Annotated in this window: 13 protein-coding genes; 12 read left to right on the forward strand and 1 reads right to left on the reverse strand. The window is 64.5% G+C overall.

What is annotated here, in order from left to right; all coding sequences use genetic code 11:
• Nucleotides 1-27: 27 nt before the first annotated feature.
• From KF794_03730 to KF794_03785, 12 genes are all read left to right on the forward strand, one after another.
• Complete coding sequence (locus KF794_03730) at nt 28-705, forward strand: nitroreductase (protein QYK45814.1); 678 nt, start codon at nt 28-30, stop codon at nt 703-705.
• A gap of 130 nt (nt 706-835) precedes the next feature.
• Nucleotides 836-1,510, forward strand: coding sequence for a response regulator transcription factor (locus KF794_03735; protein QYK45815.1), 675 nt, complete (start codon nt 836-838; stop codon nt 1,508-1,510).
• Nucleotides 1,500-2,879 (forward strand): HAMP domain-containing histidine kinase, encoded by a 1,380-nt coding sequence (locus KF794_03740; protein ID QYK45816.1) that lies wholly within the window; start codon nt 1,500-1,502, stop codon nt 2,877-2,879. Before KF794_03735 ends, KF794_03740 begins: the two co-directional genes overlap by 11 nt.
• A gap of 88 nt (nt 2,880-2,967) precedes the next feature.
• Complete coding sequence (locus KF794_03745; protein QYK45817.1) at nt 2,968-3,441, forward strand: hypothetical protein; 474 nt, start codon at nt 2,968-2,970, stop codon at nt 3,439-3,441.
• Between the two features lie 77 nt (nt 3,442-3,518).
• Nucleotides 3,519-4,352 carry a c-type cytochrome biogenesis protein CcmI gene (gene ccmI / locus KF794_03750; GenBank protein QYK45818.1) on the forward strand — a complete coding sequence of 278 codons (834 nt, stop codon included), beginning with the start codon at nt 3,519-3,521 and terminating at the stop codon, nt 4,350-4,352.
• Nucleotide 4,353: 1 nt separating this feature from the next.
• The gene (ccmE, locus tag KF794_03755; GenBank protein ID QYK45819.1) at nt 4,354-4,800 is read left to right on the forward strand and encodes a cytochrome c maturation protein CcmE; all 447 of its coding nucleotides are present in this window, start codon (nt 4,354-4,356) and stop codon (nt 4,798-4,800) included.
• Complete coding sequence (locus KF794_03760; GenBank protein ID QYK45820.1) at nt 4,797-6,788, forward strand: heme lyase CcmF/NrfE family subunit; 1,992 nt, start codon at nt 4,797-4,799, stop codon at nt 6,786-6,788. The genes ccmE and KF794_03760 overlap by 4 nt, the downstream gene beginning before the upstream one ends.
• 3 nt (nt 6,789-6,791) lie before the next feature.
• Complete coding sequence (locus KF794_03765) at nt 6,792-7,253, forward strand: cytochrome c-type biogenesis protein CcmH (protein QYK45821.1); 462 nt, start codon at nt 6,792-6,794, stop codon at nt 7,251-7,253.
• A 92-nt stretch (nt 7,254-7,345) separates the two neighbouring features.
• Nucleotides 7,346-8,917, forward strand: a complete 1,572-nt coding sequence (locus tag KF794_03770) for a Do family serine endopeptidase (protein ID QYK45822.1) — start codon at nt 7,346-7,348, stop codon at nt 8,915-8,917.
• A gap of 145 nt (nt 8,918-9,062) precedes the next feature.
• Nucleotides 9,063-9,734: a response regulator transcription factor gene (locus KF794_03775; protein ID QYK45823.1), complete on the forward strand. Its 672-nt coding sequence runs from the start codon at nt 9,063-9,065 to the stop codon at nt 9,732-9,734.
• Complete coding sequence (locus KF794_03780; protein QYK45824.1) at nt 9,731-11,128, forward strand: HAMP domain-containing protein; 1,398 nt, start codon at nt 9,731-9,733, stop codon at nt 11,126-11,128. The genes KF794_03775 and KF794_03780 overlap by 4 nt, the downstream gene beginning before the upstream one ends.
• Nucleotides 11,125-14,100 carry a bifunctional [glutamine synthetase] adenylyltransferase/[glutamine synthetase]-adenylyl-L-tyrosine phosphorylase gene (locus KF794_03785; protein ID QYK45825.1) on the forward strand — a complete coding sequence of 992 codons (2,976 nt, stop codon included), beginning with the start codon at nt 11,125-11,127 and terminating at the stop codon, nt 14,098-14,100. Before KF794_03780 ends, KF794_03785 begins: the two co-directional genes overlap by 4 nt.
• On the opposite strand, the gene KF794_03790 is transcribed toward KF794_03785, so the two are convergent.
• Nucleotides 14,097-16,361 carry a PAS domain-containing protein gene (locus KF794_03790; protein ID QYK45826.1) on the reverse strand — a complete coding sequence of 755 codons (2,265 nt, stop codon included), beginning with the start codon at nt 16,359-16,361 and terminating at the stop codon, nt 14,097-14,099. The two genes, KF794_03785 and KF794_03790, sit on opposite strands and share 4 nt — an antisense overlap.
• Between the last annotated feature and the right edge of the window lie 120 nt (nt 16,362-16,481).

Here is a 16,481-nt window from a genome sequence, read left to right on the forward strand (position 1 = left end):
AGAAGCCCGACCAACAGGGCTTCTTCAATGCACATCCGCGAGGCGGTCGAGAGCCGCTATTCCTGCCGGGCGTTTCTTCCCAAGCCGGTTCCCGAAAAAATCGTCCGCGAGATTTTAACCAGCGCATCGCGCGCGCCGTCGGGCGGCAACTTGCAGCCGTGGATCGTACACGTGCTCGCGGACAAGCGGCTTGAAGAACTGAAAGCGCTGATCCGTCCGCGGCTGAACGAATTGCCGCTCGCGGAGGGCAGCGAATACGAAGTCTATCCCGCGCCGCTGAAGCAGCCTTACAAGGAACGCCGCTTCAAGGTCGGCGAGCTGCTCTATCAATCCATCGAAATTCCGCGCGAAGACCGGCCGGGCCGCTATCGGCAGTTTGCCCGCAACTTCGAGTTCTTCGGCGCGCCGTGCGGCATCTTCTTTTCGCTCGACCGCACCATGGGTCCGCCGCAATGGCAGGATCTCGGCATGCACATCCAGAATGTGCTGCTGCTCGCGCGGGGCCATGGCCTCCACACCTGCGCGCAGGAAGCCTGGACCTTCTGGCACAAGACCGTGTCCCGCTTCCTCGAACTTCCCCCCGAAGTCATGCTCTTTTGCGGTGTCGCGCTCGGCTATGCCGACGAGACCGCACCCATTAACCAGTGGCGCTCGCCGCGCGAACCGTTGGACGGCTTTGCGACGTTTCAGGGCTTCGAATCCTAGGGCTTTGCACCCTTTACCCTGAACTTCGCGGACCTGTGACTTCGCGCGAGCGCAATGGCACACTCCCGCCCGAATTTCCGGGCTTTGAGTCGCCGAGATAGCCGCCAAGATAGCCGTCAAGAGAACCGTCATGCGTTTGCTTGTCGTCGAAGACGATCCCGACCTGAACCGCCAGCTCGTCACCGCGCTGACGGATGCGGGCTACGCGGTCGATTCCGCCGCCGACGGCGAGGAGGGGCACTTTCTCGGCGAGAGCGAGCCGTATGACGCGGTGGTGCTCGATCTCGGTCTGCCGAAGATGGATGGCATTTCGATTCTGGAGTCGTGGCGGCGCAACGGCCGCGCCATGCCGGTTTTGATTCTCACCGCGCGCGACCGCTGGTCCGACAAGGTGCAGGGCTTCGACGCCGGCGCCGACGATTACGTCGCGAAGCCGTTTCATCTGGAGGAGGTGCTGGCGCGCATCCGCGCGCTGCTGCGCCGCTCGACCGGCCACTCCACCAACGAAATCTCATGCGGCCCGGTGCGGCTGGATACTCGTTCCGGCCGCGTTTCGGTGAACGGCAATCCGGTGCGGCTGACCTCGCATGAGTACCGGCTGCTGTCCTATCTCATGCATCACACCGGGCGCGTGGTGTCGCGCACCGAACTGGTCGAGCATCTCTACGATCAGGATTTCGACCGCGACTCCAACACGATCGAAGTGTTCGTTGGCCGCCTGCGCCGCAAGTTGGGGATCGACGTGATCCAGACCGTGCGCGGGCTTGGCTATCTGCTGACGCCGCCGGCGGCCGATGGGCGGTAATTCCTCTCTCGCGCGCCGCCTGTTCCTGTCCGCGACCGCGGTCAGCGTCGTCTTTCTCGTGGTGATCGGGATTCTGCTCTCGACGCTCTATCGCAACAGCGTGGAACGCGCGTTCGACCGCCGCCTGAATCTGTATCTGCGCAACATCGTCGCCGAAGTCGCGAACAATCCGCGGCCGCCGCTATCCGAGCCGGAAACACTCGGCGAGCCGCTGTTCCTGATTCCGAATTCGGGCTGGTACTGGCAAATCCTGCGGCTCGGCGAGAGCAGCGAAACCAAACTATCGCGCTCCACACCGGATGAAGGGCTGGTCACGCTGCTCGCGCAGAACGTGAAGCAGCGCAAGGACGGCTTGCGTCAGGGTTATATGAATGGACCTGACGGGCAGCGCCTGCGCGTGGTCGAGCGCCTGCTCGACATCGGTGACGACGGGCGTTTCCTCATCACCGTATCAGGCGACTCCGTCGAGATCGACGAAGAGGCCGCGGAGTTCAACTACGCGCTGTTCATCACCTTTGCGCTGCTTGCGCTCGCCTTCATTCTCACGGTCGGCTTTCAGGTGCGCTATGGCCTGCGTCCGCTGTCGCGTATTTCCGGGGCGCTCTCCGAAATCCGTTCCGGCCGCGCGGAACGCCTCGCCGGAGATTTTCCACGCGAGATCGATCCGCTGGCGCGCGAGGTGAACGCGCTGCTGGAATCGAACCGCGAAATCGTCGAGCGCGCACGTACCCATGTCGGCAATCTCGCCCATGCGCTGAAAACTCCGCTCTCGGTGCTGATGAACGAAGCGGGACACATGCAGGAGCCAGGCGGCGATAAAATCCGCGAGCAACTGAACATCATGCGCGATCAGGTGACGCGCCATCTGGAGCGCGCGCGCATCGCGGCGCGCACGGCGGTGTTCAGTAGCACCATCGATGTGGGTCCGGTGGTCGCGACCATCGCGCGTACGATGGAGAAGATCCATCGCGAGCGCGGCGTCAGCATCCATACCCGAACCGACGAGCCGGTGAAGTTCCGCGGCGAACAGCAGGACCTCGAGGAGATGCTCGGCAATCTCGTCGACAACGCCTGCAAGTGGGCCAACTCGCGCATCGACATCGAACTCTATGCGCAGCCGTCGCAGCGCGGCGCGGGGAACACTTTTTTCCGGCTGCAAGTAGACGACGACGGGCCGGGACTGGCGCCGAACGAACGCGAGGAAGTGCTGCGGCGCGGGCGTCGGCTCGACGAAAGCAAGCCGGGTACCGGACTCGGTCTTTCCATCGTCCTCGATCTGGCCAAGCTCTATGGCGGCAGCCTCGAACTGGGGAATTCGCCGCTCGGCGGCCTGCGGGCGGCGCTGCTACTCCCCGCGGTGCGGGCGTAAGCCACCCTTTCGCCGGATTGTTAAGGCTTTTACGTCACCGTATTAGTGCGGTTCGTCCGCCAACGTATTGCGTAAACCGGGGGTTCCCATGCGGCCTGTCTCGACCAAAGCCATCGCAGGTGTTTTCGGCGCGGCGCTTCTGCTCGCCGGTTGCTCGGGCGAAGCAGGCCCGCGCACGCAGGACGGCATCTTTGTCGGTGCGTTGTCCGGCGCTCTGTTTGGCGCAGCCACGGGTCAGGGACCCGGTGCAGTGGTCGCTGGTGCCGTTACCGGTGGCCTGATCGGCGGCGTTATCGGCAATGCGCTGGACGAGGAAGACCGCCGCCGCGCCTATGACGCCGAACTCCGCGCGCTCGAAGCCGAAGGCCCCGGCGCGCCGGTAAGCTGGCGTGGCGAACGCGGCGCCTACGGCACCATCGTCGCGGGTCCGCCCTATGCCTATCAAAGCTATGCGCGTTGCCGCGAATACACCCACACCGTCTATATCAACGGCCAGCCGCGCACGGGCCGCGGTATTGCGTGCCGCAATCCCGACGGAAGCTGGACGCCGGTTCGCGGCTAGGCCTGCGACAACGCCTAACCCCTGCAACCTTTGACCCCGCCGCTGTCCGCCTCTAGGACGGCTGCCGGGTGACCTCGATGTTTTTCTGGATTTCGCTCGCGGGCATGACGGCCGCGGCCGTTCTGGCAGTGCTGTGGCCGCTTTCGCGAAAGCCCGCGTTTGCCGTGGCCGCCGCAGACGGCGATGCCGCGATCTATCGCGATCAGCTTGCCGAGATCGAGCGCGACCGCGCGCGCGGTTTGCTCGCAGGCACGGAAGCGGATGCCATGCATACGGAAGTCGCGCGGCGCTTGCTCGCGGCTTCCGCGCGAACGGAGCCGGGCGCATCCGATGCGGCGTCGCTGCGCCGCCGGCGGATTGCTTCGCTGCTCGCGCTGCTCGTCATTCCCGTCATCGCGCTTTCTCTTTACTTGCAGAACGGTTCGCCGGAGCGGCCCGACATGCCGCTGGCCGAGCGTCTCGCAATTCCTCTGGAACAACAGGACATCGGCCTGCTGGTCGCGCGTCTCGAAGCGCGCATCGCGCAAGCGCCGCAGAACGGGCAGGGGTGGGAATTGCTGGCGGGCGTGTACGCGCGCATCGGCCGCTACGAAGATTCGATTGCCGCACATGAGAACGCGCTTCGCCTGCTCGGTTCTTCGCCTGCGCGCGAAACCGCTTACGGCGAAGTGCTGACGGCAACCGCGAACGGCACGGTGACGCCGCAGGCGCGCGCGGCTTTCGAGCGTGCGTTGGCGAAAGACCCGGATTTCCCTGCCGCACTTTATTACTACGGCATTGCCGCCGAGCAGGAAGGCGACCGCGCGAGCGCGCGCGAGCGCTGGATGCGCGTCATCGAGAAGGCGCCGCCGAACGATCCCTGGCGTATTCCCGCCGCCCGCGCGCTGCAACGAACCGGAGGCGAGAAATAGAATGACCCGCAAACAACGCCGCCTGACCATGATCGCCGTTGGCGGCATCGTGCTCGCGCTTGCGGTCGGCCTTACGCTCTCCGCGCTGCGTGACTCGATCACGTTCTTCGTCAGTCCGAGCGAGCTGTCGCAGAAAGCGCCGCCGGCGGGCAAGCGCTTCCGCATCGGCGGGCTGGTGAAGGAAGGCTCGCTCAAGCGCGACGGTTTGAAGATCAGCTTTCTGGTGACGGATGGCGCTGCGGATGTGCCAGTGCGCTTCGAAGGTATCCCGCCCGACCTGTTCCGCGAGAAGCAGGGCGTGGTCGCGGAGGGTCTGCTGGAGAACGGCGTGTTTCTTGCGAACAACATCCTCGCCAAGCACGACGAAAACTATGTGCCGCGCGAAGTTGTCGATGCGCTGAAAGACAAAGGCCTTTGGAAGCATAACGAAACGGGCGAGAAGAAATGATCGCCGAACTCTCGCACCTTGCGCTGACTCTGGCGCTGGCGCTGAGCGCGGTGCAGACCGTGCTCGCGCTGTGGGGTGCGCAGGCGAATGACGCGCGGCTGATGGCGGTCGCGCCGGTCGCGTCGCTGGCTGTGTTCGTACTGATCGGCGGCGCATTCGCGGGGCTGGTCGCGCTCTACGTTTCTTCCGACTTCTCGGTGCTGAACGTCTACGCCAATTCCCATTCGGCCAAGCCGCTGCTCTATAAAATCTCCGGCGTCTGGGGCAATCACGAAGGCTCGATGCTGCTGTGGGTGCTGGTGCTGGCCCTGTTCTCGGCGTTGATCGCGCTGTTCGGCGGCGGGCTGCCGCCACGGTTGCGGACGAACGTGCTCGGCGTACAGGCGCTGATTGCGACTGTGTTTCTGCTGTTCGTGCTGCTGACCTCGAATCCGTTTCTGCGTGGCGACGAAAATTACATCCAGGGCGAAGGGCAGGGGCTGAATCCGATTTTGCAGGACGTCGGCCTCGCGCTGCATCCGCCGCTGCTTTACCTCGGCTATGTCGGCTGCTCGGTCTCTTTTGCGTTTGCCGTCGCGGCGCTCCTTGAAGGGCGCATTGACGCGGCATGGGCGCGCTGGGTGCGGCCTTGGACGCTGGCCGCGTGGGTGTTTCTCACGCTCGGCATCGCAATGGGTTCGTACTGGGCCTATTACGAACTCGGCTGGGGCGGCTACTGGTTCTGGGATCCGGTCGAGAACGCTTCGCTGATGCCGTGGCTGGCGGCGACCGCGCTGCTGCACTCCGCGCTGGTGATGGAGAAGCGCGACGCGCTGAAAGTCTGGACCGTAATGCTCGCGATCCTCGCGTTCTCGCTGTCGTTGCTCGGTACCTTCCTCGTGCGCTCCGGCGTGCTGACCTCGGTACATACGTTTGCCAGCGATCCGTCGCGCGGCGTTTTCATCCTCGGCATCCTGATTTTCTTCATCGGCGGTTCGCTGGCGCTGTTTGCCTGGCGCGCGAACCAACTGAAGCCCGGCGGCATCTTCGCGCCGGTTTCGCGCGAAGGCGCGCTGCTCCTGAACAATCTTTTCCTGTCCGCCATCACCGCGACGGTGTTCGTCGGCACGCTCTATCCGCTCATGCTGGAAGTGATTACCGGCGAGAAGATTTCCGTGGGCGCGCCGTTCTTCAACGCGACCGCGGGTCCGCTCGCGCTCTTCCTCGTTCTCCTGATGCCGGCCGGGCCGTTGCTTGCGTGGAAGCGCGGCGACCTCGCGGGCGTTGCGCAGCGCCTTGGTACCGCGGCGCTCCTGACCGGCTTTGTCGTGATGGCCGCGCTCTATGCGGCGGACAGCGGCTCTCCTTACGCGATGATCGCGCTTGCGATTGCGCTGTTCGCGATTGCCGGTGCGCTGGTCGAACTGGCGGAGCGCATCGCCTTGTTCCGCGCGAGCCTTGGTGAAAGTTTCGCGCGCCTTCGCGGCCTGCCGCGCGCGGCGTTCGGCACCACGCTTGCGCATATCGGCATCGGGCTTTCGCTGCTCGGCGTTGCCGCGGAAGGTGGCTGGAGCGCGGAGAAGGTTGCGGCGGTGAAGCCGGGCGACCGCATCCAGATTGCGGACTTCGATCTGCACTTCCGCCAGATTGGCGAGCGCAAGGGCGCGAACTTCACCGATGTCGTGCTGCAATTCGACGTGCGTCGCGACGGCGTGCAGGTTGCAACCCTCGAACCCGCGAAACGCACCTTCGTCGTCCGCCGCCAGCAGACGACCGAGGCGGGTATCAAGACCTTCGGCCTCGGACAGCTTTACATCAGCCCCGGCGATCCGGTTGGCGACAGCGCGATTGCGGTGCGTGTCTACTGGAAACCGCTGGTGCTGCTGATCTGGCTCGGCGCGCTGGTGATGGGAATTGCAGGCGCGTTCTCGCTCTCCGACCGCCGTCTGCGCATCGGCGTACCGAAAGCGGCGCGCAAACGCGCGGCTGCTCCCGTGCCGGCAGGATAAACGATGCGCCGGTTCGTTTTCATCATCGTCGCGCTGTTCGTCTTCGCTTCGCCCGCTTTCGCCGTGTTGCCTGATGAAGTGCTGAGCGATCCCGCGCTCGAAGCGCGCGCCCGCGCGCTTTCGCAAACATTGCGCTGCATGGTTTGTCAGAACCAGTCCATCGACGATTCGGATGCGCCGCTTGCAAGAGATCTAAGAATTCTTGTGCGCGAGCGGCTGAAGGCAGGGGACAGCGACCAGCAGATCCGCGAATTCCTGATTGCGCGTTACGGCAAGTTCGTCCTGCTGCAACCGGAAAAAGACCGCTCCACGTTCCTGCTCTGGGCGACGCCTCTGCTGGTCCTGCTGTTTGGCGGGCTGATTTTGTTGCGCTTTTTCCGGCGCCCGGCCGCGCCTGCGGAAATCCCGCTAAGCGACGCGGAAAAGCAGCGTTTGCAAGGGTTATCCGACCTTACAAAAAAGTAATGTCGCAGTGACATCGCCGTAAGGCGAACCTTCCTACCTTCTGCTTCGAAACTGCCCGTTCCCCACGGGCCTCAAGATTCGGAGCAAGCCACATGTCCCTCAGCCACAACCCGGCGAAACGCCGGTCCCTTCTGGCGGGCATCGCGATCGGCGCCGTTACCGCCGCCGTCGCCTTTACCCAATTCTCCCCCAATGCCTCTTTTATCGCGCCGGTCCGCGCGCAGATCACCACCGACCGCCCGGCCGGGATGCACTCCTTTGCCGACGTGGTCGAGAAGGTGAAGCCCGCGGTCGTGAGCGTACGCACCAAGAGCGAAGCGCCGCAGGCGACTGCGGACGACGACTCCGGCGACATCCCGCCGAACATGGAGCGTTTCTTCCGCCGCTTCTTTGGCGATCAGGCGCCGAACCGCCCGCCGCGTAGCCGCCGCTCGCAGGGTCAGGGTTCCGGTTTCTTCATTTCGGCTGACGGCTACATCGTCACCAACAACCACGTCATCGACAAGGCGAACGTCGTCGAAATCCAGACCGACGACATGAAGACCTACACCGCGAAGGTGATCGGCACCGACCCGCGCACCGATCTCGCGCTGCTCAAAGTCGATGGCCGCACCGACTTCCCGTGGGTGAAGCTCGGCAGCCAGCCGCCGCGCGTCGGCGACTGGGTGCTCGCGGTCGGCAATCCGTTCGGCTTAGGGGGCACCGTGACCGCGGGCATCGTCTCCGCGCGCGGCCGCGACATCGGCGCCGGCACCTATGACGACTTCATCCAGATCGACGCCGCGGTGAACCGCGGCAACTCCGGCGGCCCGACCTTTAACCTCGCCGGCGAAGTGATCGGCGTGAACACGGCGATCGTTTCGCCGACCGGCGGCAACATCGGCATCGCCTTCGCGATTCCCGCCGATACGGTGCAGACCGTGGTCGCCGCGCTCCGCGAGAACGGCACGGTGAACCGTGGCTATCTCGGCGTGCAGATCCAGGCCGTGACTCCCGAACTCGCGGAAACCTTCGGCCTGAAGCAGACCGAGGGCGCGCTGGTCGGCGAAGTGCAGCCGGGCCTTCCCGCCGCGCTTGCGGGCGTGAAGTCGGGCGACCTCATCGTCGATGTGGATGGCACGCCGATCAAGACGGTACGTGAATTGCAGCGCAAGATCGCGAGCTTCCGTCCCGACGCGACCGTCAAGATCAAGGTGATCCGCGACAACAAGCCGGTCGATCTCGAGGTGAAGCTCGCGCGTCTGCCGGATCAGGCCACGCTCGACCCGCGTCTGCAGAAGCGGCAGAAGGGTCCGCGTAACCGCGACGACGACCGCGACGGCCGCATGGATCGCGGCGGCGAGAAGCAGACCGATAAGATGGGCCGCGAACGCGAAGGCCTGCTTGCGCAACTCGGCATTGCGCTGGCTCCCGCCAGCGAGGTGGACGGGTCCGGTGGCACCGGCATCGTCGTGGTCGATGTGGACGGACAGGGTCCGGCCGGCGAACGCGGCCTGCGTACCGGCGACGTGATCCTCGAAATCTCCGGCCAGGCCGCCAACAAGGTTTCCGACCTCGACGACGCGATCAAGAAGGCGCGTGGCGAGGGCAAGACCGTGATCCTGCTGAAAGTGAAGTCACAGCAGGGCACCCGTTTCGTGACGTTACCAGCCGGCAAAGGCTGACAGTTCGGGCGTCTGCGGCGGTGTAACCCCCATCGCCCCCTACCGACCGCAGGCATCCGGGGGCGGAGAGCTTTCGAGCTTTCCGCCCCAATTTTTTTGAGGAATAGAAGGGGCGGAGTTTTTTGAATCGGAGCAAGGCACGGCAATGCGCGTGCTTGTCGTCGAAGACGACCGCGAAGCAGCGGACTACCTGAAGAAAGCCCTGCGTGAAGCGGGTCATGTCGCCGAAGTCGCGAACGACGGCGAGACTGGCCTTGCGCTGGCGCTGGAGGATTCGTTCGACGTGCTGGTGGTGGACCGCATGTTGCCGAAGCGCGACGGGCTTTCGCTCGTCTCCGAACTGCGCACGCGCGGGCAATCGACGCCCGTACTGATCCTGTCCGCGCTCGGCCAGGTGGATGACCGCGTCACGGGCCTGCGCGCTGGCGGCGACGACTATCTCTCCAAGCCCTACGCATTCTCCGAACTGCTGGCGCGCGTCGAAGTGCTGGCGCGCCGCCGCGCGCCGAACAGCGCGGAGACGGTTTATCGCGTGGGCGACCTCGAACTCGACCGGCTTTCCCACAGCGTCACGCGCGGCGGGGAGGAAATCCCGTTGCAGCCGCGCGAATTCCGCCTGCTCGAATATCTCATGCGCCATGCCGGGCAGGTGGTGACGCGCACGATGCTGCTTGAGAACGTCTGGGATTATCACTTCGATCCGCAGACCAACGTGATCGACGTGCATATCTCGCGCCTTCGCGCGAAGATCGACAAGGGTTTCGCCAAGCCGCTGCTGCAAACCGTGCGCGGCGCAGGCTACATGATCCGCTCGTGAACGCGCTCGGAAAACTGTTCCGCACGACCGCGTTCAAGATCGTCGCGGTCTATCTCATCGTGTTCGCATTGTTCGCGGGCGGTGTCATCGCCTATCTCGGCCGCCATACGCAGGCGCTGATCGTTTCGCAGATCACCGAGACCATCGACGCGGAAGTACGCGGCCTCGACGAGCAGTATCAGGTCGGCGGCATCCGGCGGCTGATCGACACTATCGAGGCGCGCGCGCTGCAACCCGGCTCGAATCTCTATCTGATTACGTCTTTCAACGGTGCCGTGCTGGCCGGCAACGTCACCGACATCGACAATGCGACGTTGAATAAGCCCGGCTGGTCGGAAATCTCCTATCGCCGCACCGACGAACCGGCGAGCGGGCCGCACGACAGCCGCGCGCTGGTGCGGGTTTCGATCCTGCCCGGCGGATTCCGGATGCTGGTCGGCCGCGACATCGAGGAGCGCGAAAAGCTCCGCCAGATTCTATCGAACCCCGCGCGCTGGGCGTTTCTCCTGATCGTCGTGCTCGGCGTCGCGGGGGGACTCTTCGTCACGCGCCGCGTGATGAAGCGCATCGACTCCATGACCGCGACCTCCGACCAGATCATGATGGGCAATCTCGGCGGACGCCTCGCGGTAACGGGGAGCGGCGACGAGTTCGATCGCCTCGCCAACAGCCTGAACGCGATGCTCGGCCGCATCGAAAGCCTGATGGGCGGGCTGAAGCATGTCTCCGACAACATCGCGCACGACCTGAAAACGCCGCTGACGCGCATGCGCAACCGCGCGGAAGAAGCGCTCCGCACCCGCACCAGCGAAGCCGATCTGCGCAAGGCGCTGGAAAGCTCCATCGAGGAGGCGGACGGATTGATCCGCACTTTCGACGCGCTCCTGATGATTTCGCGCGCGGAAGCGGGCGAGGTGCGCAAAGCAATGACCGATTTCGACGCGGCGGAAATCGCGAACGGGGTCGCCGAACTCTACGAGCCGGTCGCGGAGGAGAGCGGGCTAAAGCTCAGCGTGGAGAACGGTGCATCGCTGCCTCTACGCGGCAGCCGCGAACTCATCAGCCAGGCGCTCGCCAATCTTGTCGACAACGCCATCAAGCATGGCGCGAGTGGCGGCGAGATCGCGATTCGCGCCGTGCGCAGCGGCGACCGCATCGAACTGAGCGTGGCCGACCGCGGCCCCGGCATTGCGGAAGCCGACCGCGCCCGCGCGCTGGAGCGCTTCGTGCGCCTCGAAGCCAGCCGATCGCGTCCCGGTGCGGGGCTGGGGCTTTCGCTGGCACAGGCGGTTGCGCGGCTCCACCACGGCGAACTGCGCCTTGAGGACAACGCGCCGGGCTTGAAAGTGACGCTCGCGATTCCGGCGCAGCCGGGCCACACTAGGGGGGCATGACGCCCACTCCCGCCGCCGAAGACGGAACCGCCCAAGGCCCTCTCGTTTCCCGCATCCGCGAAACGCCGCGCGTGGCGAACAGCTCCGCCGCGAAGAAGACGCTTGCCGCGCTGTTGCAGGAAACGCAGGCGAAGACACGCGGGCCGCTGGAAAAACTCCTCGGCACGAATACGAAAGCGCCGCGCCTGCTCGAAGGCATCGCGGAAGGTTCGCCGTACTTGTGGGGGCTGATTACGGCCGCGCCGGATGTGTTGCTACGGCTGTTGCGGGAAGCCCCGGAGCAAAGCCTCGCGGACATTCTCACGGCGGCTCGCGACGAAATGCTGGCTGCCGAAGACGATCAGGCAGCGCAGCGTGCGCTGCGCAGGATGAAGCGCGAAGGCGCGCTGCTGACCGCGCTCGCCGACATCGGCGGCGTGTGGCCGCTGGACGACGTAACCGGCGCGTTGACCAAGCTCGCGGATACGGCCGTGCAACTCGCGGTGGACAGGCTGCTGCGCGTTGCCGCCAGCGCCGGAAAGATGAAGCTGCCGGACGCGGATAATCCCGGCAAAGGCTCCGGCTACATCGTGCTCGCGATGGGCAAGCATGGCGCTGGCGAACTGAACTATTCCAGCGACATCGACCTCATCGTCTTCTACGAGAAGACCGCGCCGCTCGCGGAAGGCGTCGAGCCTGCGCCCTTCTTCGTCAGCATGACGAAAAGCCTGCTTCGTCTGGTGCATGATCGTACCGAGGACGGTTACGTTTTCCGCGTCGATCTGCGCCTGCGTCCCGATCCCGGCTCGACGCAGGCTGCGATCTCCACCGATGCCGGTCTCGATTATTATGAGCGCGAGGGACAGACGTGGGAGCGCGCGGCGTACATCAAGGCGCGGCCAATCGCGGGCGATATTGAAGCCGGCGAGCGTTTCCTGAAAAACCTCTCGCCTTTCGTGTGGCGGCGCTATCTCGATCACGCGGCGATTGCCGAAGTGCACGCGATGAAGCGGCAAATCCATGCCTTTCGCGGCCACGACGAGATTGCGGTCGTGGGCCACAACATCAAGCTGGGCCGGGGTGGCATCCGCGAAATCGAGTTTTTCGTGCAGACGCAACAGCTTATCGCAGGTGGCCGGGTGCCCGCGCTGCGCGGCAAGCGGACGCTCGAAATGCTCGCGCAGCTTGCCAGCGAGCAGTGGATCGACGGCGCGACGCGCGACGAGCTGAACGAGGCCTATCAATACCTGCGCCGCGTCGAGCATCGCCTGCAAATGATCGCGGACGAGCAGACCCATGTGTTGCCCGATGACGAAGCGGCGCTGGAGCGCTTCGCGCTGTTTCTCGGCGCGAAGGATACGGCTGAGTTCGCGAAGGCGATCACGCTGCGCCTGCAACGGGTGCAGGGCCATTACGCGCATCTGTTCGAGGACGCGCCGCCGCTTGCCGCCGTGCTCGGCAAGCTGGAATTCCCGCCGGAACGCGACGACCGCGAAACGCTCGATACGCTCGCCAAGATGGGATTCAAGGAGCCGCTCGCGGCAAGCCATCTCATCCGTCAATGGATGAAGGGCGAATACCGCGCGCTGCAAACGGAATCTTCGCGCGCGGAATTTCAGGCCATTCTTCCCGCGCTGCTCGACGCGCTTTCGCGCACCGGCGATGCCGATGCCGCGCTGCTTGCCTGCGACCAGTTTCTCTCGCGGCTGCCGGGCGGCGAGCGTCTGCTCGCGGCATTGCGCACGCATCCCGACCTGCTGCGGCTGATCGCGACGATTCTCGGCACGTCGCCGCGGCTTCGCGACATGATCGCGCAGGCACCGTCGCTGCTCGACGGTTTGCTCGATCCTGCATTCTTCGCGACGATTCCATCCGAGGAATTGCTGAATCGCCGCTTGCAGGATTTGCTGAAGCAGGCGGCGAGCGAGGAAGATTTTCTGGATCGCACCCGTTCGTTCGGGCGCGAGCAACTGGTGTTGATCGGCGTGCGGATTCTTTCCGGCGCGCTTTCCGCAAGTCAGGCCGGCGAAGCCTACGCGACGCTGGCGGATGTCATCATCCGCGCGCTGCATGGCGAAGTGATGCGCCGTTTCGCGGAAGCGCACGGCAACATCGCGAAGGCCGAAACCGCCGTGATTGCGCTCGGCAAGCTCGGCAGCCGCGAGATGACGGCAGGGTCCGACCTCGACCTGATGCTGCTCTATGAATTCGACGAGGGTAAACCGGAATCGGACGGCAAACGCCCGCTCTACGGTGCGCAGTATTTCGCGCGCCTGACCCAGCGCATCATCAACGCGCTGACCATTCCGACCAACATGGGCAAGCTCTACGACGTGGACTTGCGCCTGCGTCCGTCGGGCCGTTCCGGCCCGGTCGCGACTTCCCTGAGCGGTTTCGTTTCGTACCAGACCGGCGAGGCGTGGACATGGGAGCACATGGCGCTGACGCGCGCGCGTGTGATCTCGTCCTCCGCTCCGTTCAAACGCAAGGTCGAAAAGGCGATGCTCGAAGTTTTGCGCAACGAACGCGATCCGGTCACGGTTGCGCGCGACGTGCTGGAAATGCGGCAGGCCATCGCCACCGAGCGCGGCGAGGGCGAACGCTGGGACATCAAGAACGCCGCCGGCGGCCTGATCGACGTCGAGTTTCTCGCGCAGTTTCTCGTGCTGGTTTACGCGGAGCAGCATCCCGACCTGCTCGATACACGCACGGCGCGCGTGATCGAGGCCGCGCGCAAGAAGAACCTGCTCGGCAAGGCGGACGGCGAACTGCTGGGCGAGGCGGTCGTGCTCTATCACAACCTGACGCAGGTGCTGCGCCTTTGCGTCAACGGCGTGCTCGATCCCGCGAAGGCGCCGCCCGGCTTGCTGGCGCTACTCACGCGCGCTTCCGGCCTGCCGGATTTCACGACGCTGAACGCGCATCTCGCGGAAACGCAGGCCGCGGTGCGCGCGTCTTTCCTGCGAATTCTGAACGAAGCAGCGGAGTATTAGGCGGCGTCGGCCGCGGGCATCCGCAGGAAAACGGTGGTGCCGACGTTCTCGATGGAGCGGATGCGCATGCGCCCGCCGTGCAATTCGGTCAGCGATTTTGCGATGGCGAGGCCAAGCCCGGAACCGGCCTGCGTCTTGGTAAGCTGGCTTTCAACCTGCTCGAACGGACGGCCCAGCCTGCGCAGCGCGTCGCGCGGAATGCCGATGCCGGAGTCCTCGATCACGATGAATGCCGCTTTACCAGAGGAACGCGCAGTGACGCGGATATGCCCGCCGTCCGGTGTGAACTTGATGGCATTGGAAACGAGGTTGAGCAGGATCTGTTTCACCGCACGGCGATCGGCGCGAAGCATAAGGCCTTCTGAAATTTCGGTGCGGCAGGCGAGGCGCTTCTCGTTCGCCTTCACCGACATCACGCGCATCGCTTCCGGCACGATGTCTTCGAGCCGCACGCTTTCCAGTTCGAACGGCATCCGGCCCGCCTCGATCTTCGCCATGTCGAGGATGTCGTTGATGACGTCGAGCAGGTAGCGGCCGCTCTCGCGGATGTCGCGGCAATATTCGTGGTATTTCTCGGAGCCGAGCGAGCCGAACATGCCGGATTCCATGATCTCGGAAAATCCGATGATCGCGTTCAGCGGCGTGCGCAGTTCGTGGCTCATGTTGGCGAGGAATTCGGATTTCGCCTGGCTGGCTTCCTCGGCGCGGGTCTTTTCGTCGGAATATTTCTGCGCGAGTTCGGCGAGCTGCTGCGCCTGATATTCGAGCGTCTGTTGCGAGTTGCGCAGGTCCGCGTTCTTCGCGATCAGGTTGCGCTCGCTCTCCACCAGCTTTTCTTCGTGCTGCTTGATGTTGGTGATATCTACGCCGATGGAGACGAGGCCGCCGTCTTTCATGCGGCGTTCGTTGATCTGTACCCAGCGGCCATCGGTAAGCTGCGCACTGGTGCCGTGGTCGGATTGCGAAATCGAATCCTGCACCACCGGGTTCTTCATCGCCTTTGCGATCGCGTCGTAGGAAGTGCCCGGCTCCAGCACGCTTTCGGTCAGGCCATGCTGTTCCTGGAATTTCGCGTTGGAGAGCACCAGCCGGTTGTCGGCATCCCACAGCACGAAGGCTTGCGAGATGGTGTCGACTGCTTCGCGCAGCCGCATGTCGGAAGTGGCGGTGCGAACCTGCAACCGCTTTTCTTCCGTAATGTCCACGGCGATGCCGATGAGATGCGGCCCCTTGCCGGCAGTTTCGTGGATCAGTTCGGCGCGCGCGCGCAGCCACACCCAGCTTCCGTTGGCGTGGCGCATGCGGAACGCGCGGTCCACCGCGCCGTCCATCGCATCCGCGAGATTGGAGGCGAGTTCGAACAGGCTGCCGTCGTCGGGATGGACGAGCGCGTCGATTTCTCCAAACGAGAGCAGTTCGTCGCGCGGCTTGAAGCCGAGGATTTCGAACATCGAGTCCGACCAGAAGATGTGGCCGCGCGCGAGATCCCAGTCCCACAGGCCCGCATGGCCGCGCGAAAGCGCGGTGTCGATGCGTTCGCGTACGCGGTCGTAAATCTGGTCGGCCTCGCGCGCCCGCGACGATTGCCAGTGGAACGCGAAACCCAGCATGAGCAGCACGACGCTGGTGGTCGAAACCAGCGTGACGGTGAGGCGCGTGTCGCGCCACCAGCCCTGCAAGGCGTTGGCGCGGGGCTGCACGATGGCGATCTGTCCGGTGCCGTCGCGCAGGTTTCGCACCGTGGCGTAGACGGTCATGCCGCCGGAAACTTCGAGTTCGACCACGCCCGCGCGCTCGGCGAAGGTCGTGAGCGCTTGCGACGGGCCGAACAGTTGCAGCAGCGTCTTGCCGAGCAGCGCCGGGTTGGCGGGTTCGGCGGCGATGATCTTGCCGCCCGGATCGGTCACCAGGAACTGGCGGCCGGATTGCGTCGCGAGGGCAGGGATGGCGATGCGCAGCGCCTTCTCGGTTTCCGTCGGCGCTTCCTTCGCGGCGAGAACGCGCGAGAGTTCTTCACCGGCCGCGAGCGAATACATCGCAATCGCGTTGCGTGCATCCGCAATCGCCTCGCGGCGATGCTCGATTATCTGCACCGACGCACCGATCACGACGGTGACGATGAAAGCAATGATGAGGAAGGGAACAACGCGCCGCAGCAACGGTTCGGCGTCCACCAGACGCCTGTAATTGGGATGCGTCAGCGAGCGGGCGAGACCGCGAATAGAATGTGCAGAAGCGTTGGCCGCGTGGACACGCGCCATCGCTGGCCTCCCCGGATTAGCCCCAAAACATTGATCTGGAGGGACTGCCGCATCTCTCCGAATCGACTTTCATAAGAATCGAAGTGCGGGTGATTTGTCTAGAGTCAACGACCGCAAAAT

The sequence above is a fragment of the Xanthobacteraceae bacterium genome, from assembly GCA_019454205.1.
Classification (GTDB): domain Bacteria; phylum Pseudomonadota; class Alphaproteobacteria; order Rhizobiales; family Xanthobacteraceae.

Coding starts and splice junctions, on each gene's coding strand:
- ccmE (QYK45819.1), top strand. CDS start 4,354: ATGACCCGCAAACAACGCCGCCTGACCATGATCGCCGTTGGCGGCATC.
- KF794_03740 (QYK45816.1), top strand. CDS start 1,500: ATGGGCGGTAATTCCTCTCTCGCGCGCCGCCTGTTCCTGTCCGCGACC.
- ccmI (QYK45818.1), top strand. CDS start 3,519: ATGTTTTTCTGGATTTCGCTCGCGGGCATGACGGCCGCGGCCGTTCTG.
- KF794_03730 (QYK45814.1), top strand. CDS start 28: ATGCACATCCGCGAGGCGGTCGAGAGCCGCTATTCCTGCCGGGCGTTT.
- KF794_03735 (QYK45815.1), top strand. CDS start 836: ATGCGTTTGCTTGTCGTCGAAGACGATCCCGACCTGAACCGCCAGCTC.
- KF794_03745 (QYK45817.1), top strand. CDS start 2,968: ATGCGGCCTGTCTCGACCAAAGCCATCGCAGGTGTTTTCGGCGCGGCG.
- KF794_03775 (QYK45823.1), top strand. CDS start 9,063: ATGCGCGTGCTTGTCGTCGAAGACGACCGCGAAGCAGCGGACTACCTG.
- KF794_03760 (QYK45820.1), top strand. CDS start 4,797: ATGATCGCCGAACTCTCGCACCTTGCGCTGACTCTGGCGCTGGCGCTG.
- KF794_03770 (QYK45822.1), top strand. CDS start 7,346: ATGTCCCTCAGCCACAACCCGGCGAAACGCCGGTCCCTTCTGGCGGGC.
- KF794_03790 (QYK45826.1), bottom strand. CDS start 16,361: ATGGCGCGTGTCCACGCGGCCAACGCTTCTGCACATTCTATTCGCGGT.
- KF794_03765 (QYK45821.1), top strand. CDS start 6,792: ATGCGCCGGTTCGTTTTCATCATCGTCGCGCTGTTCGTCTTCGCTTCG.
- KF794_03785 (QYK45825.1), top strand. CDS start 11,125: ATGACGCCCACTCCCGCCGCCGAAGACGGAACCGCCCAAGGCCCTCTC.